Annotated in this window: 20 protein-coding genes; 8 read left to right on the top strand and 12 right to left on the bottom strand. The window is 36.1% G+C overall.

Annotated elements, in window-relative coordinates; all coding sequences use genetic code 11:
• On the bottom strand, positions 1-1,998 hold a 1,998-nt coding region (uvrA, locus tag C0430_RS11805; RefSeq protein ID WP_290870307.1), incomplete at its 3' end, for an excinuclease ABC subunit UvrA.
• Between the two features lie 251 nt (positions 1,999-2,249).
• Here uvrA (C0430_RS11805) and C0430_RS11810 point away from each other — a divergent pair.
• Together C0430_RS11810 and C0430_RS11815 are read left to right on the top strand one after the other, a co-directional pair.
• A complete protein-coding gene (locus C0430_RS11810) occupies positions 2,250-2,681 on the top strand; it encodes a peptidylprolyl isomerase (RefSeq protein WP_290870310.1) in 432 nt (143 codons plus the stop codon).
• A gap of 5 nt (positions 2,682-2,686) precedes the next feature.
• Positions 2,687-3,208: a hypothetical protein gene (locus tag C0430_RS11815; RefSeq protein WP_290870313.1), complete on the top strand. Its 522-nt coding sequence runs from the start codon at positions 2,687-2,689 to the stop codon at positions 3,206-3,208.
• Between the two features lie 48 nt (positions 3,209-3,256).
• Here the strand turns inward: C0430_RS11815 and uvrA (C0430_RS11820) are convergent, their stop codons facing one another.
• Complete coding sequence (gene uvrA, locus C0430_RS11820) at positions 3,257-6,043, bottom strand: excinuclease ABC subunit UvrA (protein ID WP_290870315.1); 2,787 nt, start codon at positions 6,041-6,043, stop codon at positions 3,257-3,259.
• Between the two features lie 331 nt (positions 6,044-6,374).
• Between uvrA (C0430_RS11820) and C0430_RS11825 the strand changes: the two genes are divergently transcribed.
• Both C0430_RS11825 and C0430_RS11830 read left to right on the top strand, forming a co-directional pair.
• Positions 6,375-6,959, top strand: coding sequence for a sigma-70 family RNA polymerase sigma factor (locus tag C0430_RS11825; RefSeq protein WP_290870318.1), 585 nt, complete (start codon positions 6,375-6,377; stop codon positions 6,957-6,959).
• Positions 6,960-7,011: 52 nt separating this feature from the next.
• Positions 7,012-7,155 (top strand): hypothetical protein, encoded by a 144-nt coding sequence (locus C0430_RS11830; protein WP_290870321.1) that lies wholly within the window; start codon positions 7,012-7,014, stop codon positions 7,153-7,155.
• A 15-nt stretch (positions 7,156-7,170) separates the two neighbouring features.
• On the opposite strand, the gene nth is transcribed toward C0430_RS11830, so the two are convergent.
• Positions 7,171-7,830, bottom strand: a complete 660-nt coding sequence (gene nth, locus C0430_RS11835; protein ID WP_290870324.1) for an endonuclease III — start codon at positions 7,828-7,830, stop codon at positions 7,171-7,173.
• A 75-nt stretch (positions 7,831-7,905) separates the two neighbouring features.
• On the opposite strand from nth, the gene bcp reads away from it, so the two are divergent.
• Complete coding sequence (bcp, locus tag C0430_RS11840) at positions 7,906-8,358, top strand: thioredoxin-dependent thiol peroxidase (protein ID WP_290870328.1); 453 nt, start codon at positions 7,906-7,908, stop codon at positions 8,356-8,358.
• Between the two features lie 78 nt (positions 8,359-8,436).
• On the opposite strand, the gene C0430_RS11845 is transcribed toward bcp, so the two are convergent.
• The gene (locus C0430_RS11845; RefSeq protein WP_290870331.1) at positions 8,437-9,897 is read right to left on the bottom strand and encodes a TonB-dependent receptor; all 1,461 of its coding nucleotides are present in this window, start codon (positions 9,895-9,897) and stop codon (positions 8,437-8,439) included.
• A 105-nt stretch (positions 9,898-10,002) separates the two neighbouring features.
• Here C0430_RS11845 and C0430_RS11850 point away from each other — a divergent pair, with 105 nt between their 5' ends.
• Positions 10,003-10,767 carry an MBL fold metallo-hydrolase gene (locus C0430_RS11850; protein ID WP_290870334.1) on the top strand — a complete coding sequence of 255 codons (765 nt, stop codon included), beginning with the start codon at positions 10,003-10,005 and terminating at the stop codon, positions 10,765-10,767.
• A gap of 13 nt (positions 10,768-10,780) precedes the next feature.
• Positions 10,781-11,281, top strand: coding sequence for a hypothetical protein (locus C0430_RS11855; RefSeq protein ID WP_290870337.1), 501 nt, complete (start codon positions 10,781-10,783; stop codon positions 11,279-11,281).
• A 52-nt stretch (positions 11,282-11,333) separates the two neighbouring features.
• Here the strand turns inward: C0430_RS11855 and C0430_RS11860 are convergent, their stop codons facing one another.
• From C0430_RS11860 to C0430_RS11880, 5 genes are all read right to left on the bottom strand, one after another.
• Entirely contained in the window at positions 11,334-11,978 is a 645-nt protein-coding gene (locus C0430_RS11860) for an alpha/beta fold hydrolase (protein WP_290870340.1), read from the bottom strand.
• Positions 11,979-12,055: 77 nt separating this feature from the next.
• Positions 12,056-12,385, bottom strand: coding sequence for a hypothetical protein (locus tag C0430_RS11865; protein ID WP_290870349.1), 330 nt, complete (start codon positions 12,383-12,385; stop codon positions 12,056-12,058).
• Positions 12,386-12,436: 51 nt separating this feature from the next.
• Positions 12,437-13,690 (bottom strand): dihydroorotase, encoded by a 1,254-nt coding sequence (locus C0430_RS11870; protein WP_290870352.1) that lies wholly within the window; start codon positions 13,688-13,690, stop codon positions 12,437-12,439.
• Between the two features lie 35 nt (positions 13,691-13,725).
• Complete coding sequence (locus C0430_RS11875) at positions 13,726-14,514, bottom strand: hypothetical protein (protein WP_290870355.1); 789 nt, start codon at positions 14,512-14,514, stop codon at positions 13,726-13,728.
• A 55-nt stretch (positions 14,515-14,569) separates the two neighbouring features.
• Entirely contained in the window at positions 14,570-16,498 is a 1,929-nt protein-coding gene (locus tag C0430_RS11880) for a BatA and WFA domain-containing protein (RefSeq protein WP_290870359.1), read from the bottom strand.
• Between the two features lie 123 nt (positions 16,499-16,621).
• Between C0430_RS11880 and C0430_RS11885 the strand changes: the two genes are divergently transcribed.
• Positions 16,622-17,734 (top strand): lactonase family protein, encoded by a 1,113-nt coding sequence (locus C0430_RS11885; protein WP_290870362.1) that lies wholly within the window; start codon positions 16,622-16,624, stop codon positions 17,732-17,734.
• Between the two features lie 46 nt (positions 17,735-17,780).
• Here the strand turns inward: C0430_RS11885 and C0430_RS11890 are convergent, their stop codons facing one another.
• From C0430_RS11890 to C0430_RS11900, 3 genes are all read right to left on the bottom strand, one after another.
• A complete protein-coding gene (locus tag C0430_RS11890) occupies positions 17,781-19,127 on the bottom strand; it encodes a DEAD/DEAH box helicase (RefSeq protein WP_290870365.1) in 1,347 nt (448 codons plus the stop codon).
• 99 nt (positions 19,128-19,226) lie between these two features.
• Positions 19,227-20,495 carry a YaiO family outer membrane beta-barrel protein gene (locus C0430_RS11895; protein WP_290870367.1) on the bottom strand — a complete coding sequence of 423 codons (1,269 nt, stop codon included), beginning with the start codon at positions 20,493-20,495 and terminating at the stop codon, positions 19,227-19,229.
• Positions 20,496-20,558: 63 nt separating this feature from the next.
• Complete coding sequence (locus C0430_RS11900) at positions 20,559-22,916, bottom strand: LTA synthase family protein (RefSeq protein ID WP_290870369.1); 2,358 nt, start codon at positions 22,914-22,916, stop codon at positions 20,559-20,561.
• Positions 22,917-22,923 lie beyond the last annotated feature (7 nt).

Below are 22,923 nucleotides of genomic sequence, written 5' to 3' on the forward strand. Positions count from 1 at the left end.
AAAATAATAAGCGTTCAAAATAGGGTAGAGCGTTTCATTAATCAAAGTCGATTTTCCACTTCCCGAAACTCCGGTTACGCAAATCATTTTACCCAAAGGCAGATCAATCGAAACATTTTTTAAGTTGTTTCCTGTTGCTCCCGTTAGTTTTAGGAAATTCCCATTGCCTTCCCGGCGTTTTTTAGGGATTTCCAATTTCATTTTTCCATTCAGATACTGTGCGGTAATCGTATCCGATTTTAAAGTCTCGGCAGGAGTTCCAATGCTAATGATTTCGCCACCATATTTTCCGGCTTTCGGGCCAATATCAATCACGTAATCGGCACGTTCCATAATGTCTTTGTCGTGTTCCACCACGAGAACCGAATTGCCAATGTCACGCAATTGTTCCAAAGAATGAATCAATTTGTCGTTATCTCTTTGGTGCAAACCAATGCTCGGTTCGTCCAAAATATATAAAACACCCACCAATTGCGAACCAATTTGGGTCGCCAATCGGATGCGCTGTGCTTCGCCACCGGAAAGTGATTTCGAGCTTCGGCTTAAAGCCAGATAATCCAAGCCGACATTCATTAGAAAGTTTAATCGGTCTTTGATTTCCTTGACAACTTCCGTGGCGATGTTTTTTTGTTTATCGGATAAATGATTGTCTAATTCCAGAAACCAAGCGGTTACATCTGAAATATCCATATCGCACAATTCGGCAATATTCTTTTCGTTGATTTTGAAAAATAAAGCTTCTTTTTTCAATCGTGAACCTTCGCAAACAGGACATTTTACTTCGTCCATAAATTCCTTTGCCCAACGTTTTATGGTTGAAGAACCACTTTCGTCATATTGGTTTTTGATGAAATGCGAAATCCCTTCAAATTCAATTTTATATTCTTTGGTTACGCCCAAAACTTTCGACTCAACTGAGAATTTTTCTTTTCCACCATTCAAAATCATTTCCATCGCTTCTTCGGAAATAGTTTCGACAGCATCGGTTAGTTTGAAGTCGAATTTTTCGCCTATGATTTCGAGTTGCTTGAAAATCCAACTAGATTTATATTCGCCCAAAGGAGCAAAACCGCCACTTTTGATGGACAATTTTGGATTGGGAATAATCTTTTTAAGATTGATTTCGTTCACTGTTCCCAGGCCTTTACAATGATCGCAGGCACCTTTTGGAGAGTTGAAAGAAAATAAATTCGGTTCCGGATTCTGATACGAAATTCCAGTGGTTGGACACATTAAATTTCTACTAAAAAAACGGATTTCATTCGTGTCCTGATCTAAAACCATCAATACGTTTTCGCCCTGATACATTGCCGTTTTGATACTTTCAGTCAGGCGTTTTTCGTTATCGGGTGTGTCCTCAACAACCATTCTGTCAATCACGATTTCAATGTCGTGGGTTTTGTAACGGTCGAGTTTCATTCCTGGAGTGATGTCTTTGATGTCGCCATTAATACGAACTTTTAGGAAACCCTGTTTGGCAATTTGCTGGAATAATTCGGCATAATGACCTTTTCTCGCACGAATAATCGGAGCCAGAATATTGATGCGTTTTCCAGCAAAATTTTTAGTAATCAAATCCTTGATTTGTTCATCATCGTAAGAAACCATTTTTTCGCCCGTGTTGTAGCTGTAAGCATCTCCTGCTCGGGCATACAACAAACGCAGGAAATCGTATATTTCGGTAATGGTTCCAACGGTCGAACGCGGACTTTTGCTGGTCGTTTTCTGTTCGATGGCGATTACTGGCGAAAGTCCGTCAATTTTATCTACATCGGGACGCTCCAATCCACCGAGAAATTGTCGGGCATAAGCCGAAAAAGTTTCCACGTAACGGCGCTGTCCTTCGGCATAAATGGTGTCGAAAGCCAAGGATGATTTTCCAGAACCCGAAAGTCCGGTAATAACCACGAGTTTTTCTCTTGGAATTGTGACATCTATATTTTTTAGATTGTGTACTCGCGCACCCAATACTTCAATGTTGTTATCGTTTTCTAACATAAATTTTGGCAAAACGCAAAGTTACCATTTTAAGAATAACTTTAGTGTATGGCCAAGTAAAAGAATTGGTTTTGATTGTTCATAAAATTAATCATTGCCAAAGCAAATTAATACAGGATTTTCTCAATTACTTGATGGTGAAATTTGTTTAAGATCTTTATATTTGGAGAAAATAAAAAAGTATGATTCATTTAAAACGATTGTTTTTTGTCTTGCTGCTATTCCATTTTAATTGTTTGTTTTCCCAGCAATTGGAAAATGTTTCCCAGGAAATAATCACCACAAAAGACAGTATTAGTTTTTATTTAAATAAACTAAGGCCAATTTCAAGTTCTGTCAGCTTTTCTAATTGTAAGTTGATGAGAGTGAGTTATGTTTATTTGGATGGTTCTAAGTTAAATATGCAAGAGATTAGTGCTTTGAGAAAAAAAATAATTGCTGACTATAATAACGGAGTTTCATTTGCAACATTAGCAAACACTAATACAATGGACAATGCAAAAGATGGAGATTTGGGTTGGTTTTATGAAGGTCAAATGGAAAAATCCTTTCAAGATGAAATTTTGAAACATAAAAAAGGGGAAATTTTTACGGTAGATATTCCAGCTAACAACTGGTTTTATGTAGTTTTGAAAACTTTTGATGACATAGTAAAAGCAAAAATAACGTATATTTTAAAATAAAAAAGATGAACATTTTAGGAATTGGCTCACGCATAAAACACCCCGATTATGGACTTGGGGTAGTAACGAACGTAACTTCAAGGCATTATTGGGTTACTTTTATCGAAAGTGGATTGGAAACCATTGATGTTGACAGTAATTTCGAAATTATTGAGGCTCTTGAAGGCGAAGTGGATTCGGTGAGTTTTTCGGATGTGGAAAAATCATTGAAAAAAATCCTCGAAAAATGGAGTGATGTTTCCCAGATTGTCCCCATTGCCGACAAATGGAAAGGCGGAAAAATCATTTTGGAACCGGGAACCAATACCCAAAATAAAGAAGTGCCCATTGACACTTTTTTTCATAAAATAACGATGGTTCGCGACAGAATAAGGGTGATGGAGCAAAAGATCAACGCCAGTAAATTGGACGAAGCCGACAAAATCGATTTGCAGCAATACATTACCAGAATATATGGCAGTTTGACCACTTTTAATGTTTTATTCAAAAATACCAATGATTATTTTGTTGGGGAGAAATCTAAATAGAATTCAGTTAGCAGTGTTCAGTCCGCATTTTGACTGAACATTGCTAACTTATAATTTTTCCTTCAAATATTTCGCCGTAACCGATTTTTTGATTTTTATAATTTCTTCCGGAGTTCCTTCAGCGAGTAACTGCCCACCGTTTTCGCCACCTTCTGGGCCTAAATCAATAATCCAGTCGGCACATTTTATCAAATCAAGATTATGTTCAATGACTAATATCGAATGGCCTTTATCAATCAAGGCATCAAACGAAGCCAATAGTTTCTTTATGTCGTGAAAATGTAGTCCAGTTGTAGGTTCGTCAAAAACAAAAAGTGCTTTTTCTTTCGTAGCGCCTTTTACTAGAAATGAAGCCAGTTTGATACGCTGAGCCTCACCACCAGAAAGGGTAGAAGAGGATTGTCCTAATTGCACATAACCCAAACCAACATCTTGCAACGGTTGTAATTTCTGTGTAATTTTTGTTTGTTTATTGGCACTGAAAAAAGAAATCGAATCGTCAATCGTCATCGTCAGAATATCGTGAATATTCTTGCCGTCAAACATTACTTCCAAAACTTCTTTCTTGAATCGCTTACCGTTGCAGGTTTCGCAATGCAATTGAACATCCGCCATAAATACCATTTCCACATTGATGGTTCCTTCGCCTTTGCAGGTTTCACATCTTCCGCCATCGACGTTAAACGAAAAATGTTTGGCTTGATAACCGCGAATTTTTGACAGTTTTTCTTTGGAAAACAAATCCCGAATATCGTCATACGCCTTTATATACGTCACGGGATTGGAACGTGAACTTCGCCCAATCGGGTTTTGATCAACATATTCTATGTGTTGTATTTTGTGATAATAACCGCGCATTTCGGTAAATTGTCCTGCTTTTTCGCCAATGCCATCCAACTTTTTCTGCATTGCCGGAAACAGAATTTTTTTGACCAAAGTACTTTTTCCACTTCCGGAAACTCCGGTAATCACGGTCAGGCATTCCAAAGGAAATTTGACGTCTATATTTTGTAAATTGTTCTCACGTGCGCCAAGAATTTCAATGTAATTACTCCATTTTCTACGGATGCGAGGTGTTTTGATTTCTAATTCACCATTCAAATATTTTGCTGTTAATGAAGTTGATTTCAGTATTTCATCGAAAGTGCCTTGAGCAACTAATTCGCCTCCAAAAGTTCCCGCTTCTGGACCAATATCTATAATCATGTCAGCAGCTTTCATAATGTCTTCATCGTGTTCGACCACGATAACGGTGTTACCCAAATCACGCAAAGATTGCAAAACTTTAATCAAACGTTCGGTGTCTTTTGGGTGCAAACCAATACTCGGCTCGTCTAAAATATACATCGAACCCACCAAGCTGCTTCCCAATGAAGTCGCCAGATTGATACGCTGTGATTCACCTCCCGAAAGTGTGGATGAATTCCTGTTTAAAGTAAGATAATCCAAACCTACCTCGGTCAAAAACGACAAACGGTTGTTGATTTCCAGCAATAATCGTTTGGCAATCTGATGTTCATAAACATCTAAATCTATGTTTTTGAAAAAAGTAACCAAATGTTTTATCGGCAAGTCAACCAAATCCGAAACGGTTTTGGAATTGATTTTTACGTAAGAAGCTTCGATTCGCAGGCGTTTTCCTTTGCAGGCATTGCATTTGGTTTTTCCACGATAACGCGAAAGCATCACGCGATTTTGAATCTTATAATTTTTGTCTTCCAATTCCTTGAAAAAGTCATTCAAACCTTGAAAATAGCTATTTCCCGTCCAAACCAAATCTTTTTGTGCTTCAGAAAGTTCGAAAAACGGTTTGTGTATTGGGAAATCAAACTTGTAAGCGTTGTTGACCAATTCGTCCCGAAACCAACTCATACTTTCGCCACGCCAGGGATAAATGGCGTTTTCATATATCGACAAGGAAGTATTTGGAATCACCAATTCTTCGTCAATCCCGATAATGTTGCCATAACCTTCACAAACCGGACAAGCGCCATACGGATTGTTGAAACTGAACAAATGGACGTTTGGTTCCAAGAAACTGATGCCGTCCAATTCAAAATTATTGCTGTACGAAAAGCGTTTGTGGGTGTTCAATTCCTGCAAATGACAAATTCCTTTTCCTTCATAAAAAGCCGTTTGAACTGCATCCGCAAGGCGATTATAGAATTCTTCTTCGTCTTTGACAACGATTCGGTCGATAATGAGAAGAATGTCTTTGTTGTCTAAAGTATGTTCATCAATATCGTCCAAACGAACGGTTTCATTATTGACCAATATTCTGGAAAATCCCTGATTGAGCAAAGCTTTCAATTTATCTTCCAAAGCTCTTCCGTGCTCCAAATGGATAGGTGCAAGGAGCAACCATTTACTGTCGATTCCAAATTTTTTCACGTCTGAAATAACATCCGAAACGGTGTTTTTTTTGACTTCTTGTCCTGAAATGGGCGAAAAAGTCCTGCCAACTCTGGCAAACAATAATTTGATATAATCGTAAATTTCGGTTGAAGTTCCCACGGTAGAGCGAGCATTGGTCGTGTTGACTTTTTGTTCGATGGCAATTGCAGGCGCGATTCCCTTGATGTATTCTACTTTTGGTTTGTCCAGTCTTCCAAGGAATTGACGGGCATAAGAAGATAGACTTTCCACATAACGGCGTTGCCCTTCGGCATACAAAGTGTCGAAAGCCAAACTGGATTTTCCGGAACCCGAAAGTCCGGTAATGACCACTAATTTGTTTCTGGGAATCGCCACATCCACATTTTTTAGATTGTGAACTTGGGCACCTTTGATGATTATATTTTTCTTTGGATCGAGTGTAGAAAGGTCAATTTGCATGTGAAAACCGAATTTTCACAAAAGTAATCAATTTTAAAATGAGAATTGACATTGAAGTATTTCCAAATTTTCAACTAGTTTTTATATTTTAAAAGCAATGAAAATTTTCTGGTTTTTGGGTTAATATAACGGCATAATCAAAAAAAAAGTATGTGGCTTTCTTGATTGTTTTTTCTTTTTATGTTAATTTTTGCAGTTTTCTTTGTGTTTTAGGATAATTATTTGTTAAATTTGACCAATAAATAACTACAAAAAAACTTTAGCCTATAGTATAGAACTACTTTTTAGAAGAAATTGCTTCAATTTTATTAAAAAACTAAAAGGTATAACTATGGCTGATATTCAACTTCCTGATGCTTTATTGGTAAAGAAATATGTCGAAGGCGATGAAAATGCTTTGAACGTATTAATCAATAGACATCAATCCAAAATTTTCGGTTTTATATATTCTAAAATATCTGACAAGGACATTTCGAATGATATATTTCAAGACACTTTTATTAAAGTCATCAGAACTTTAAAATCTCAATCTTATAATGAAGAAGGCAAATTTTTGCCTTGGGTGATGCGAATTGCGCACAACCTGATTATTGATCATTATCGAAAAAACAAAAAAATGCCAATGTTCAGGGAAACAGAGGAATTCTCCATTTTTTCGATTATGTCTGATGATTCGCCAACAATTGAAAACAAAATCATAAGAGATCAAGTTGAAATTGATTTGAAAAAACTAATCGAAGAACTTCCTGCCGATCAAAAAGAAGTATTGGTGATGCGAATGTATCAAGACATGAGTTTCAAGGAAATCTCTGAAATAACAGGGGTTAGCATCAATACTGCTTTAGGTAGAATGCGTTACGCTTTGATGAATATGAGAAAAGTTATTGATAAGCATCAAATTATTTTAACGAATTGATACTATAATGTAAATTTTAGCGTTGTAATAAAAAATCAAAATTTATTACTTTATGGCAAAAATTTACTCTAAAAAAATATTAGTAACTAATTCGATGAAACCTAAAAAAGAGACCATTTCTTTTTTGTTGAATTACTCAAAAGCGTTAAGCGTAATAAAAGTAAATGACAAAAGTTTCGAAATTATAGCTAATTAAGAAAACGTCCCGAAATTATCGGGACTTTTTTTTGTGGTATTCTTCCAAAACAGATTTTTTGCCAACCGTTTTAGTTATAATATCTTTTTCTAAATCCCAGCCTCGAGCCGGCGAATATTCCCGTCCGTACCAAATCATTTGAAGATGTAAATCATTCCATGTTTCTTCGGGGAAAATTCGTTTTGCATCTTTTTCGGTTTGGACAACGTTTTTTCCATTGGATAAATTCCATCGATACATCAGTCGATGAATGTGGGTGTCCACCGGAAAAGCTGGAACGCCAAAGGCTTGCGACATCACGACACTCGCCGTTTTGTGTCCCACGGCCGGCAATTCTTCCAAATCTTCAAAACTTTGGGGTACTTTTCCACCGTGTTTTTCAATCAATATTTGTGACAAACCATAAATTCCTTTTGATTTCATGGGCGACAATCCACAAGGGCGAATAATTTCCTTGATTTCTTCAATCGACATCTTGATCATATCAAACGGATTGTCGGCTTTGGCAAAAAGCAAGGGCGTAATTTGATTGACGCGAACATCCGTGCATTGTGCCGAAAGCAAAACCGCTATCAATAATGTATAAGGATCCTTGTGGTTCAAGGGAATTGGAATTTCGGGATACAATTCTTTTAACGTATTTATAACAAACGTTACACGTTCTTGTTTGGTCATTTTAGCTTAATTTTGAATGGTAAAGAAAAGGAATTTCAATTTCAATAGCAAAAATCAAATTCAATTTAAAAACATATGACAACATTAAAAAAAGGAGACAAAGCTCCGAGCTTTTCAGGAATTGATCAAGATGGAAAACCTCATAAATTAGCTGATTATAAAGGAAAAAAATTGGTGGTTTTCTTTTATCCAAAAGCAAACACGCCAGGTTGTACTGCTGAAGCTTGTGATTTGAGAGATAATTTTGAGCGCTTTCAAGCCAATAATTACGAACTTCTGGGAGTAAGTGCCGATGCTGCAAAAGCACAAGCGAAATTTAAGGAAAAATACGATTTTCCGTTTCCATTATTGGCAGACGAAGACAAATCGGTAATTGAAGCGTTTGGTGTTTGGGGACCAAAAAAGTTTATGGGAAAAGAATATGACGGCATTCACAGAACCACATTTGTGATAGACGAAAAAGGAGTCATTGACGAAGTAATTTCTGACGTGAAAACCAAGGCTCATGCTGCGCAGATTTTGAAATAAAATTTGACGTTTATTAAAAAAAGCCAAGAAAAATCAATGCTTTTCTTGGCTTTTTTTATGTAATATCTGAATTAGGCACTAATTGCTTTTCTCTAAAAAAGCATTGGGATTGTACCCGAAAAGTTCTTGTTTTTTAATGATTTCGGCAACTCCCGAAGGCAACATTGTTTCCCATCCAGGTTTGTTTTCACCAATCATTTTTAATACTTCTCGAGAGAAAACTTCTAGATTTTCGGGATTAAAATTCGTAATGTCCACCACTTTGCCATTAAATTTGAAGAATTTATACAATTCTTTCATTCTGGGATGAACTCTTAATGTTTCGGAATTCATGATTAACCCGTTTTCGTCTATCATTGGATACAGGTATACTTTCATGTCCCTGTAAAATAATTTCCCGAAAGATTCCAATATTCCACCACTCAAATGGCGATAGTATTTTTCGTCAAAAATATCAACTAGATTGTTTACACCCATGGCTAACCCCATTCTGGCTTTGGTATATTTTGCAAAATATTCGACCACTCTATAGTATTCTTGAAAATTAGAAATCATTACGGTTTGACCCAACGAGCAAAGCAATTCAGCACGATCCATAAAATCTTTTTCATTGATTTCACCATCGGAACGCAAGTTGGACAAGGTGATTTCAAAGATGACCAAGGTGTTTTCGGCATCAACTTTGTTTTCTTCCAAAAACATTTTTAAGGATTCTTTGTACATATCCATATTCACCTTTGTTACCGGGCGAAAGCTTCCCCTTAAAGTGAGGATATTTTTTTTGTACAGTATGGCAGCCGGTAGCACGTTTCTTCCTTCGGGGTCGAATATTACGGCATCGGTCATGCCATTTTTAACCAATTGCAAACTCATTAAACGATTGTCGACTTCTGCAAAACGCGGTCCGGAAAAATTGATGGTATCTATTTCTAATTGGTCTTTATCCAAGTGGTCATATAAATAGCGCAATATTTTTTTAGGATCATTGAACTTGTAATACGCTCCATAAATTAAATTTACGCCAAGTACACCAAGTGTTTCTTGCTGCAAACGGACATCAGTTTCTTTGAAACGAATATGGAGAATAATATCGTTGTATGCTTCGTCAGGTTCAATTTGGTAGCGGATTCCAACCCAGCCGTGTCCTTTGAATTGTTTGGCAAAGTCAATGGTCGCCACCGTATTGGCATAGCTAAAAAACATTTTATTGGGATGCTTGATACGACTTAATCGTTTTTCGATTAGATTTGATTCGTGTGTAAGCATTTTTTTGAGTCTGCTTTCCGTCACGTAACGGCCGTCTTCTTCAACTCCATAAATAATGTCACTAAAGTCTTTGTCGTAAGCAGATGTTGCTTTGGCAATGGTTCCTGAAGAACCTCCAGCTCTAAAAAAATGTCTTACAGTTTCTTGACCGGCACCAATCTCGGCAAAAGTCCCGTAAATATTTTCGTTCAAGTTGATACGAAGAGCTTTGTCTTTGATAGAAGGAATTTGTTCGATGACTTTGTCACCTTTCAGTTTTATTGCTGTATCCATATTGTTTTAATATAGGGCTTATTTTTACAAAGTTAATTAAATAGCTTTCTAATGAAAGAGAATTAATCTCTATTTTTGTAAAATAATTAGCAAAAATCGTGCTAGATGAAAGTATATTTTTTAGGAACGGGGACTTCACAAGGAATTCCAGTAATTGGCAGTAGTCATTCTGTGTGTCAAAGTACTGATTTTAAGGATAAAAGGCTTCGGGTTTCGATCTGGATTTCCTGGGATGACCATTCTTACGTTATCGATTGCGGACCTGATTTTAGACAGCAAATGTTAGCTTCAAATTGTCAAAAATTGGACGCGATTTTATACACACACGAGCACTCGGATCATACTGCCGGATTAGATGATATTCGTCCGTTTAATTTCAAGCAAGGCGAAATTCCAATTTATGCACATCAGCGCGTATTGGATAATTTAAAAAAACGATTTGATTATGTTTTTGAAAAGGAGAATAAATATCCAGGCGCCCCTTCCGTCCAACCGATTGAAGTTGTAAACAATCACCCTTTTTCCATTGGCAACAAAATAGCAATTCCCATCAACGTGATGCACGGAAATCTTCAAGTTTTTGGGTATAGAATTGATGATTTTGCCTATCTGACCGATGTTAAAACGATAGATAAAAGCGAAATGGACAAATTGAAAAATCTCAAAATATTGGTCATAAACGCTTTACGCGAGGAGCCTCACGCAACACATTTTAATTTGCAGGAAGCTCTTGATTTCATTACTTTGGTCAAACCCCAAAAAGCATATCTTACACATATTAGCCATATTATGGGTTTTCATGAAGAGGTACAACAAAAGCTTCCTGAAAACGTTTATTTGGCATATGACAACTTAGAAATCATTATTTAATATTACCCGAAAAATGAAAAAATCATTACTGCTTTATCTTTTTATTCTTGTGCTTCTTTTTAATGTTTTTACCTATATGTATTTCAGCAAAGAATTAACTTTTGAACAAAATAAATGTGCAAAAACAGAAGCAAAGTTGAAGAAGAATTTGGAAGTTGCCAATGCCAAACTGGTTGATGCCAATTATTTTTCATTGGAAAAAAATGAAAATGCCCAGAATTATTTCAATCCCGATAATGCCACAAAAACAATTCAAGTTGAAAAGTTGATTCCCTTCGTTGCCGAAAAACTGATGGATTTGAACAATAATCCCAAAGGGAATCCTTATGTTGGTCAAGACCAAATAGGAGCCAATAAATTTATCATCAACAAGGTGAAAATTTTGAACCACCGTTGGATTATTGCCGATTTCAGTGACGGAGAATATTGGGGCGAGGTTTTGATAAAATATTTTGTCAATGATGACGAGACGGTTTCGTTTGAGACGTTTCAGTCTTTATTGTACCAGAAATAAAGTGTTCAGTGTTCAGTTGAGCACCTGAACACTAAAAACGGACTACTGATTACTAATCAAGAAGCCAATTCTTAAAATCATTAAATTCCTGCGGAGCAACCCCGTGACCAATTGGATATTCTTTATAAATCGAATTGATTCCGAGATTATCCAGAAATGGTTTTGCTTTTCGTGCCCATTCTACTGGAATTACTTGGTCAACCGTTCCGTGAGCTGCGAATATTTTAAGATTCGAAAACGAATTTTTTAAATAATTTTCTTCTAGAATTTCGGTATTCAAATAACCACTCAAAGCGACCACTTTTTGAACTTTTTCAGGATGCGAAAGTGCTACGGCATAACTCAAAATAGCACCTTGGCTAAAACCAATCAAAGTTATATTCTCTGAATCAATACGATAATTAGCAGTTAATTCCTCAATGAATTGAGCAATCAAATCTCTGGAACTTCTGGCTTGATCGTTATCTGAAAATTTGTTTTGGTCGGCATCAAAGTTAATGGCGTACCAAGCATAACTTCCATATTGTATGTCATAAGGGGCGCGAGCCGAAACAATGTAGTATTCGTCAGGAAGTTCCGATGCAAACGAAAATAAATCCTGTTCGTTGCTGCCGTAACCGTGAATTAACACTAAAAGTGGATTTTTATCGAGCTTTGTTTTGGGTTCCCTGATGAGGTATTCTAAGGATAAATTCATGGTAAGTGTTCAGTGTTCAGTTTTTAGTGTTCAGTATTGCCATCTGCAATCAAAAATCGTTAATCAAAAATCTAAAATCAAGAAATTGATGCAAACCATTTCTGGAAAAATTCTCCCAATAAAGGAACAGGTTTTGTTTGCCCATTGATGGCGCTAAATATGCCGTAAGTCCATAAAACAGAAAGGAAAACCCACATCGATATCGAAATCATTGCGCTGTCGAAATTACTGATGATCAATCCCAATGAAATAAAAGTGAGTGATAATCCCAATGCTTGGCGAATGTGGAATGAAGCAAATGAATTTTTGTCTTCTCCAGTATTCATCGACATTGCGATGAAAACTCCAATGATTAAAATATAGCTTGTGATGGCAGCTGTTTTTCCTTTTTCGATATTGTTGTCCATTTTTTTATTTACTATACCTGACAGGTTTCAAAAACCTGTTAGGTATGTTTATTAATTCAAAACTAATTTTCCCTGATTATAAATTCCGTATGCTTTTCCTTTAATTTCCGTTCCCAGAAAAGCTGAATTTTTAGATTTTGACAAAATATTTTCGTTGGTGAAAACGTCTTTTCCTTCAGGAGTGAACAAGCTGATATTGGCTTTTTTTCCTTCGGCAATGGTTTGAGATTCAATTCCGAAAGTTGTTTTTCCTGAAGTCAGTTTTTCGATTACTTTTTCCAAAGGCAAAGCAGTCAACAAAGCGCCAAAAGCACTTTCTAAACCAATTGTTCCGTTTTTGGCCAAATCAAATTCCATTTTTTTGTGTTCAATGTCAATTGGATTATGGTCTGTGGTAATCATGTCGATGGTGTTGTCCAGAATTCCGGCAAGCAAGGCTTGTCTGTCCGTTTCTGTTCGCAAGGGTGGCGAAACTTTGCATCGGGTGTCGAAATTTTCCAATTTTTCATCGGTCAAAACCAAATGATGTACCGAAGCACTGCAACTCACTTTCAATCCTTTGGCTTTCGCTTCCCGGATTAATTCCACCGATTTGGCAGTAGAAACGGTTGGAATGTGCAATTTTCCTCCAGTATATTCAAGCAGAAACAAGTTTCTGGCGATTTGCAATTCTTCGGCCAAGTTTGGAATTCCTTTCATTCCCAATCTTGTAGAAACGATGCCTTCATTGGCAATACCGTTTCCTTTTATGTTGGCATCTTGGGCAAAAGCAATCACCAATCCGTCAAAATCTTGAACATATTGCAAGGCTATTTTTAGCAAATTAGCGTTGTCCAAGCTCTTGTTGTAATCTCCAAAAGCAACGGCACCGGCATTTTTCATATCGAATAATTCCGCCATATCTTTCCCTTCGCTTCCTTTGGTCAAAGCACCGATGGGGAAAAGTTCTGTCGCAAAACCATTGGCTTTGCTTTTTACGAAATTAATTTGCGATTGATTGTCAATAATCGGGTAGGAGTTGGGTTGCAAAGCAATGCCCGTGAAACCACTTTTTGCAGCGACTGTCAAACCGTTTGCAATGGTTTCGCGGTCTTCAAAACCGGGTTCTCCAAGCGAAACGCTGCTGTCAAACCAACCTTGGGAAATGTGTAAATTCTCCAGTTTTACTTCATCAGCATTATCAGGATTGGGAAGCGAAGTTCCTATTTTTTGAATGATACCATCAATAATCAAAATATCAACGGTTTGGTTGTGAAAAGGATTTTCGGAATCGATAATTTTGGCTTCCCGGATGATTGTGTTCATAGTGTTTTCTAATTATTTTGGGTTCTCCAATGATTTTATTCTTTTATAGTCAAGTCTTTTGATGTTCTTTTAATTCTAGCTAAACCAGTTCTACTCGAATTACATTCTTTTCGAACAATACGCAAACTTGCTTTTTCCATATGATATTTTCGGAATTGTTCTGTCAAATTATCATTTTTGAAAATTATATGATTTTGGTCGTTAGAAGTATATTCGATTGTGTCTAATTCAAATTTGTTCACTTCTTTAAACCTGTCAATAATTATTGAAAAAGTATTTGGTTGTCTATGATCAACAGCTAATTCATTCCAATTTGATAAAATATTTGTTTCTTGACATTTTACTTGTCCTTTCATTGAATTCTTGTCAAAATATTCTTGTTTAACTGCTTTGATATCGTTGTGAATTGAATTTCTACAAGCGACATAGAATAGTTTTTCAGGTGTATATTTTGTATTGTTTATTATCATTAAGTATGATATATACTGACTTGTTTTATCGCTATAAAATATTTCAAAACACTTGGTATTAAATTGAACTCTTGCAACTTTTATATCTTCAATTGAAATTTCTACTTCATTATTTTTATTAATGTTATTTATTTCAATTTCATCATTTAATTCTTCTTCAATGTTATCTTCATTTGTTTCAGTTTCAGCTAAAGAATTAAAATATTCATAATCCAGTAAATCGATAATGTCATCAAAATCAGAGTCATTCAATGATTGTCCAAAGTCATAGGAATTTAAGATAGTTCGATAATGTGTAATTGCATCTTTTTTGAATTTATACTCTTTTTGTCCTATTTTAAATGGCTTTCTCATTGCGTCAGCTTTTTACTGAATTTGTGCTAATTCGTGAAATCTGTGTCTAACTTTTTTACTTCACGAATCGTATAATCGCCATTTCGGTTAACAGAAAAAGCAATGCAAAGATAACAAACCATTTCCAAATTTGATTGTCGGTTCGGTCGGTTTGTATCGTGTCAAAAAGTGTATTTATGGAATCGATGGTTTTGTATTCGGACATGGCATCTTGATTGGTTTGTTCCAGATTACTTTCGGTTCTGTTGTAGTTGAAACTGATGTTTTGCAGACGATTTTTTTGGTTGTAAATTCCAAAATTTCCGGCTTGTTCCGGATAATCGTTGAAAGTCAATTTTACTTTGTCGTTCAAGATTTGTTGTACCGGAATAAAAGTTTCAGTTTCGTTTCTGACTTTCAAAATTTCGTCTTTTGACAAAGTTTCGTCAACCAAAAACGGATTGTTGTTGCCAATGGTCAACGCATTCACGCCATTGTTTTGATTGTTGATTCCCATTTTGTAAAAAACAGGAACAATCAAAGGCGATTGCTGAAAATTAGAATTTTCCAGATTGATTGGTGCGGTAAAAATATAAACCGACGAAAGAGGATTATTGATGGAAGTCAAAAATGCAGTCTGGTCTTCATAATACAAAACCGCAGGAGCTGAACCCACAATTTTAAAGGAAGTTCTGGTTTTCGGATATTGGAAATTATTGATTTTATTTTCAAAAACCCTGCTAAATAAAGGATGGTTGAAGTTGATTTTTGTGATTAATTTTTCCTTGTTTTCCAAAGATTGAAATTGGATGTTTCCAAAGATTCTCAAAAACGGATTAATATTCGCCGTTGCTGTTTTTGCCGATGGAATAAGAATCAGATTTCCGCCTTTTTGGACAAAAGATTTTAAAGTAGTCTGCAAAGCTTGTGGAATATCTTCCAATTCGTTCAGGACAATAGTATTTTGTTTTTCAAGCGAATTATAGTCTAAAGTTTCAATCGCAAAATTGTTGAAATTGAATTCATCATTGGTATAAATTCGAGACAAAAAGTTAGATTTTTCAGCTTGACCAATACTGATAATATTATTTTTACGAGGCTTTGAAATGCTGAAATACAAGTTATTATCGTATTCCAATCCGTTGTCGGTAATGGATGCGTAACCGTGAAAATCTTTTTTAGGAATAGTAAAATAGATTGTTTTGTCCTTGGTTTCAAGCTTTGTTACAGTCTTTGCAATCAGTTTGTTTTGATTGTATAAGGCTACTGGAATCTCCTTGTTTTTTTCGCCAAAAGCAGATAATTTTAAACCAATTTCATAGAAATCGTCTAAATTTTGGTGGATAAAAACACTGTCGATAGAAACGTTGTTTTTTTGTTCCGCTTCGGGATAAATGAAATAGGTGTTGAAATTGCTGTCGATACTTTTCAGTTGTTTCGATTCCAAACCAACCGCATCCGTAATCACGACTACATCTTTGTTAAAGGCTGATTTTCGGGATTTTATCTTCGCCATGGCGCTTTCTAATTGAAAAGGTAAAGCGCTGTATTTCAGGTTTTGTAATTCGGTTCGAATGGATTTGATATCGGTATTCCAAAACGTTTCAGAATTGGTAATCAGGGAAAAAGTTTGGTTTTCGGGAGTGTTTTCGAGCAATTCCTGAACGGCTCTTTTTAGCAGTTCTCCTTTTTGTCCTTTGGCTTGCATCGAAAAGGAATTATCCAAAACGATATACATTTCGTTGGAATTGTTTTTGGCTTCTTTAGCCTTGAAAAAAGGCTGGGCAAAAGCTATAATGATACAAGTCAAAAGAAGCAAACGCGTGGCTAACAGTAACCATTTTTTGATTTTAGAACTCTTTCGGGTTTGAATGGAAAGCTCTTTCAGAAAACGAACATTGGTGAAATATTCTTTTTTGAAACGTCGCAATTGAAATAAATGAACCAGAATTGGTATGACCAATAGAAAGAGGAAATAAAGGATTTCTGGGTGTTTGAATTGCATTCCGTTATCGAGTTTGTCAAAGATAGTATTTTGATTTTAGATTTTGGAATTCGGATTTCAGATTTTGCAGGAATTTAGATTATATTTGAGGAATGGAATTAAATTATCAAATACTATACAATTATGAAAACCATTTATGCCGTCTTTCTTTCTGTTTTTGTTTTAGCGACCGTCCAAGCTCAGGAAAGCAAACTCAATTTAGTCGTTGGGACTTATACCAAAAGTTGTGAAAGCAAAGGGATTTATGTGTATGAATTTGATTCCAAAACTGGTGATTTCAGTTTTAAAAATAGCACCGAAAATGTTTTAAATCCAAGTTATTTGACGATTTCCGGCGACAATAAATTTATTTATTCGGTGAGTGAAAACGACAAAAAAACCAAAATAAACGCTTTTGGATTTAATTCAAAAAGCGGTAAATTGGAATTTTTGAATTCGCAAGACCCAAAAGGGCTGAATGCTTGCTATATCATCAATGATGATAAAAACGTAATAACAGCAAATTATTCGAGTGGCAATGTTTCAGTTTTGGGCAAAAACAATGACGGAAGCATTGGTGAAGTGAAGCAAGTAGTGCAACACACCGGTAAAAGTATCAATCCCAAACGACAAGAAGCACCTCACGCTCATATGGTGTATTTCTCGCCAGACAAGAAATATGTTTTGGCCAATGATTTAGGAACCGATAAAGTGTATGTGTACCAATACAATCCCAATTCGGCAACGGAAGTTTTGAAACTAAAAAGCAGTTTTGACGTTAAGTCGGGAAGTGGACCAAGACATTTAACCTTCAGCAAAGACGGGAAATTTGTGTATTTGTTGCAAGAATTGGACGGTACTTTGACTTCATTCAGTTATGCCGACGGAATTTTGAAAAAAGTGAGTGAAACAACAGTTGTTGCATCAGACTTTAAAGGAGATGTTGGTGCTGCCGATATTCATATTTCACCCGATGGAAAGTTTTTGTACGCTACCAATCGAGGAACTGCCAATGATATTTCGGTTTTCAAGATTTTGGGAAAAGGAAAATTGGAATTTGTGCAAAGAATCAGTGTTTTAGGAAAAGGTCCTCGAAATTTCACGATTGACCCAACGGGAAATTTTCTTTTGGTTGGTCTTCAATATACCAATGAAATCGTGATTTTCAAAAGAGACAAAAAATCGGGAATGCTTGCGGATACTGGGAAAAAAATAGAATTGTGTTCACCGGTTTGCTTGGTTTTCACAAAGATTTAATATTTAGTGGTCAATGTACAGTGTTCGACTGAATACTGAACACTGATCACTTTTTTTTGCGCTTCTTGGCTTGATTTTTAAGCATATTTCTATTGACTGAACCGTGCGTTTTTTTCTTGGTTACGCCAGGACCACCCAGATTGACTTTTTGGTTTTTCTTGCTTTTTTCGTGAAAAGCGCCATCGCCTTCTATTTTTTTAGTTTTTATTAAAACTTTGAATGCTTGTCTGTCTTTTTCGGGGCCAATTAGTTTGTCTGAAATGGCAACTCCTTCCGGGAAAGTTTCGTAATCCAGTTCCATTTCCATCAAAATTTCAATGGCAAATTTCAATTCTTCTTCGCGTGGAGAAACAAAACTGATGGCTGTTCCCGTGGCGTCGGCACGACCCGTACGACCAATACGGTGCATATACAATTCGGGAAGTTCCGGCATTTCAAAATTGACCACGTGCGTGATATTGGAAATATCCAAACCTCTCGCCATGATATCGGTGGTGATGATTCCGCGAAGGTTGCCTTCCTGGAATTCGGCCATCGTGCTCAAACGATAATTTTGAGATTTATTGGAGTGGATTACCCCAAATTGACCTTCAAAATCTTCTTCAATGCTTTCGTGAACCATATCCGAAATTTTCTTGTTGTTCACAAAAACCAAAACACGACTCATATCCTCATTGGTTTGCAACAAGTGTTTCAATAAATTGATTTTGGTGTTGAAGTTGGGAACATTATAAGTAATTTGAGTGATGTTTTCCAAAGGTGTTCCCGATGGCGAAAGCGTCACTTCTTCAGGATAATCGAAATAATCATCCAAAACTTTATCCACTTCGTCCGTCATTGTGGCCGAAAATAGAATGTTTTGACGTTTTTTGGGCATCATTGCCAAAATAGCGGTCAATTGGGTGCGGAAACCCAAATTGAGCATTTCGTCAAATTCGTCGATGACCAATTTTTGCATGTCTTCAAAACGGATAACATTGTCCAAGGTTAAATCCATAACGCGTCCAGGTGTTCCCACCAAGATATCGCAACCCTGATAAACAGTGGTTTTTTGGGTGTTGATGTTCACCCCTCCAAAAATACCAATGGTACGAGCTGACATGTATTTGGTCAATTTTTCCACTTCTTCCACAACTTGAACAACCAATTCGCGAGTTGGAACCAAGATTACTATTTTGGGAGTATGAGTTGGCGTAAACTTGTAAAGTTTTAATAAAGGCAATAAATAAGCAAACGTTTTACCAGTCCCGGTTTGTGCAATTCCCATCATATCGCGTCCTGACATTATCACGGAAAAAGTTTTTTCCTGAATAGGAGTTGGTGTGGTAAATCCTAAATCATCAATTGCTTTTTGTACTGATTTTGGAAGATTGAATTGTTCGAAAGTGGTCATAAAACGTAAATTTTGTGCAAAGGTAGGTTATTTTTAAGGATACTCCTATTTACGATGTTAATGACTTCATTTCAAGACCTAAATGACGAACGGTTTGGGTTATTTGAATTTTACTTCCCAAGTTAAGGCCAGCGTATAAATCCAAAAATAATTCCCTTGGTCAAAACTCTTTTCCTGGTGGGTCACTCCAAATTGTGTTCCCCAATTATTTCTTTTGTTGGCGGAAGAAAAATAATATCCAGTATTGATTTTTTGTGATTTTAAACCGATAATTTGTGTAAAATTCCCTATATTATTATTCTGGTTATTTTCAGGAGAATAACCCATACCTGCTGAAAGTTCCAAATAATTGTCGGCATCGCTTCGGTATTTTCTAAAAATTAAATTACCGGATTTACTAGTTCCCGAGTCTCCAGGAGTCAGGTAAGTACGAAAGGACCAATAATTGTTCCCGGTATACCAACCAACAGAACCTGTGTAGATATTTGTCGTAGATGTGTCATATTTTAAAGTTCGGAAACCAGCTGAAATTTCAAAGCTTTTAGGCAAAGATTTGTATAATTCAGCTCCATATCTCATTTCGGGAAAAAGGAAAGAATTGGCCAAGCCAAAATTGACGTAGGCATAAAGTCCCTTGGTGATTTTTGGGTACAAGTCAACTTCGTATTGGGCGCCATTTTCACCAAATCTCCTGTTCAAATTCACTTTTGCGATGATGCTTCCGTATTTTGTTTGTCGTCCATATCGGAGCGTGTAGTACTGCATTGGGTCAAATGTGTCCGAATAAATATCCACCGAAGAATTGATTCCAATAGTGTTTTGGCTGAGCGATTTGTTTAAATTGATTTTAAAATCTTTGGCTTCTTGATTGTCGGGATTTTTGTCCAACACCAATTGAATGGTGCTCATGGCTTCCAGAGGATTTTTGGCTTTTTCATAAGCATTCGCTTTCAAGTACAATATTTCGGGATCATTGGGGAAAAATTTCAAGGCATCATTTGACTTATCCAGCGCTACAAAAGGCGTGTTTGCCCATAAATCATTTTTGATGGAAGCTATCCAAGTGCTTTTTCGTTTGGAATCTTTGTCCAAAATATAGGCAAACTCTTTTCCTGCTTTTTTATATTCTTCGTCCCAAGAGTAGGTAGTTCCCAAAAATTCTCGAATGTCGTGGTAATCGGGATATTTTGTCAAAATAAAAACGAGGGTATCCTGGGCTTGTTTTCGTTGCTTGTTGAATGCCAAATCTCGAGCCGTTTTGAACGAACTGTCAGGATCTCCACTGAATTTTTTTTCTTGCCCAACCATTTGAAAGGCAAATAAAAATAGGAATATAAAAGCCAGTTTGGTAACTATTTTTGAAATCATTTTTTTGAAATTAAGTGTTTTTATTCTCAGATTCAATTGCTGAGATATCCTTGATGTTGTAATTTAGGTTTTTTGAATACTTTTGTATGCTTGTGCTAATTTGACTTTAATTTCAGGGTTTTTTATGCCGGAATCTATGGCTTTCTTCCCAATTTCGATTGCTTTTGAATTCTGGTTTGACCATTTGTAAACATCCATTAACGCTAAATAAGCGTCGGTTTCAAAAGGGGTTCTTTTGATGGCGTCCAATAATTCAGATTCTGCTTTTCCATAATTTCCTTCCCAAGCCAACATTCGTCCTTTTAATGTTCTCACTTCTGAATAATTAGGGATTTCATTCAAAATATAATCACACAATAATCTTGATTTTTTGTAATCTTTTTTGAATGCCAAATCTCTGGCAACCAGAAAAGTTTGGTCAAAATTCAAGTTTTTGGACAGGTCTTTTATTATGACTAATTCAGCTTTCGAAAATTGGACTGCCGGTTGCGAATAAACATTCATCGAAGCCGGAAAAATTTTGTTTTTCTTGGTCAAATACGCATTTAATTTTTTGAAACTGCTTAAAGAATCGGCCATAATTTTGGAAATGTTTTCTTCATAGACTTTATTGGTTTCAAAATTCTCGTTTATTTTATAAAGTTCTCCACCAGAATACAAATAATCTTTGTAGATATAATCGTTGATGCTTCCTTTATACCTCATTAAAGGGATTTTGTGAATGTTCCTGAATTCTTTGGCGGTGTCCAATCCTTCACCCATCCAAGCTGTTTTTTCAAGTTTGTTGAACTGGTAATTATTCATCAAAAAAGCAAGTAGGCTAGGAGTTACATCCCAATGCGAGGAAACAGATTTGAATTTTTCCGCTTTTTTCAGCATTGGACTGTAAATGAATAATGGAACGTGAAATCGGCACAATTCATCTTTTTGTGGCACGGGAATCAATCGGTGGTCACCAGTAATGATGAAAATGGTGTTTTTATATTCCGGTCTTTTGGAATAGGCCTCGATAAAATTTTTGATGGACGTGTCTGTATAATTAAGTGCTGCAAAAATATCTTTGTAGGTTCCTACTGCCTCTTTTATACCTTCCAAGCGTGGATTGGTTTTCATAATGTTATCCACTTTTTTCAAATAAACATCTTTCGAAGGGAAATCAAAAGGTTCGTGATTGGATAAGGTCATTATCACATCCAATCTTGGCGTTTTTTTGCCATCAATCTCGGATAATGTTTTTCTGAATATTTCGGCATCAGGATATCCCCAAGAAAAACCTCCTGAATTTTCTTTGGTTTTGACATAACCGGGTCCAAATTTCTTTATATCGGTTACATTATCGATTTGATTGTATTCGAGAAAATTTATTTTACGGTCAAAGCTCGAATCGTCTCCGCAATAATAGGAAGTCGTGTAACCATTGGCTTTTAAAACGCTCAAAAGTGAAATGTGCGAAGGCAAAGAACCCTGTTCCAAGAACCCCTTTTCTCCATAAGGAAGTGAAGCCAATAGCGAGGATGCCACGCCAAAAGTTCTTCCGGTATTGCTGACGAAATTTTCCCAATAAAGCGATTTTGAAGTCAAAGAATCGAGGAAAGGCGTAAAACCTCCGTATGAATTGTTCCCGATGAAATCACTGCCCAAACCTTCGGCCATAATTATCACGATGTTGGGTTTTTCGCTTTGCGTGTTGAAAAACGGAGCCAAAACATCTTTTGTTTCCTTGAATGGTTTCAGCAATGGATACTCTTTTTTGTAGACTAAATTCGAAATGTCCAATTCATTTTTTTCATTTTGGAAATTAATGATGTCTTTAGCCAAAAAGTTTAGTTTGTTTTGGAACACTGCAGCCGAGGAATCTGGGGTAACGAGTTTTAAACTTCCCAGAATAATTATGAAAAGGAATGAAGTTGCAAAAATTTGTCTTCCATTGGTAAACTTTTTCAAAACATAGTTTATCCCCAAATAAAGCAGGGGCATTATTATAAAAGGCAGGAAATAAAGCAGGGACAACGATTCCGAAGCGGTAACCGTGGTGTACATATCGTCAAAAGAATAACCCAATAAATCCGCTCCCAGATTGATGTGCGTGGTAAGACTGTATTTTACCAAGGCAAACTGAATGATGAGTATTAAAGCAAAAAATACTTTGATGAATACGACTTCAAGCGGCTTTTTTATGTAGAGAAATACAAGATATAATGGAACAAACAGTAATCCGATGACAACGCCGGCCCAAAAATCATTCATTAATTTATAGACTATCGAAACTCCAATATTCTGGTTTTCGGAATCATTAGAAATAATTTCAAACAGGCTTAATATCCAAAAAGCAATAATAATGGAAAAAGTTAAATAGATATACGCATGACTATTATCGAAATAGCGATTGTTTAAAATGCCTTTAATTTTTTTAATGTCCATTTTTTTA

The sequence above is a fragment of the Flavobacterium sp. genome (assembly GCF_013823965.1).
Taxonomy (GTDB): domain Bacteria; phylum Bacteroidota; class Bacteroidia; order Flavobacteriales; family Flavobacteriaceae; genus Flavobacterium.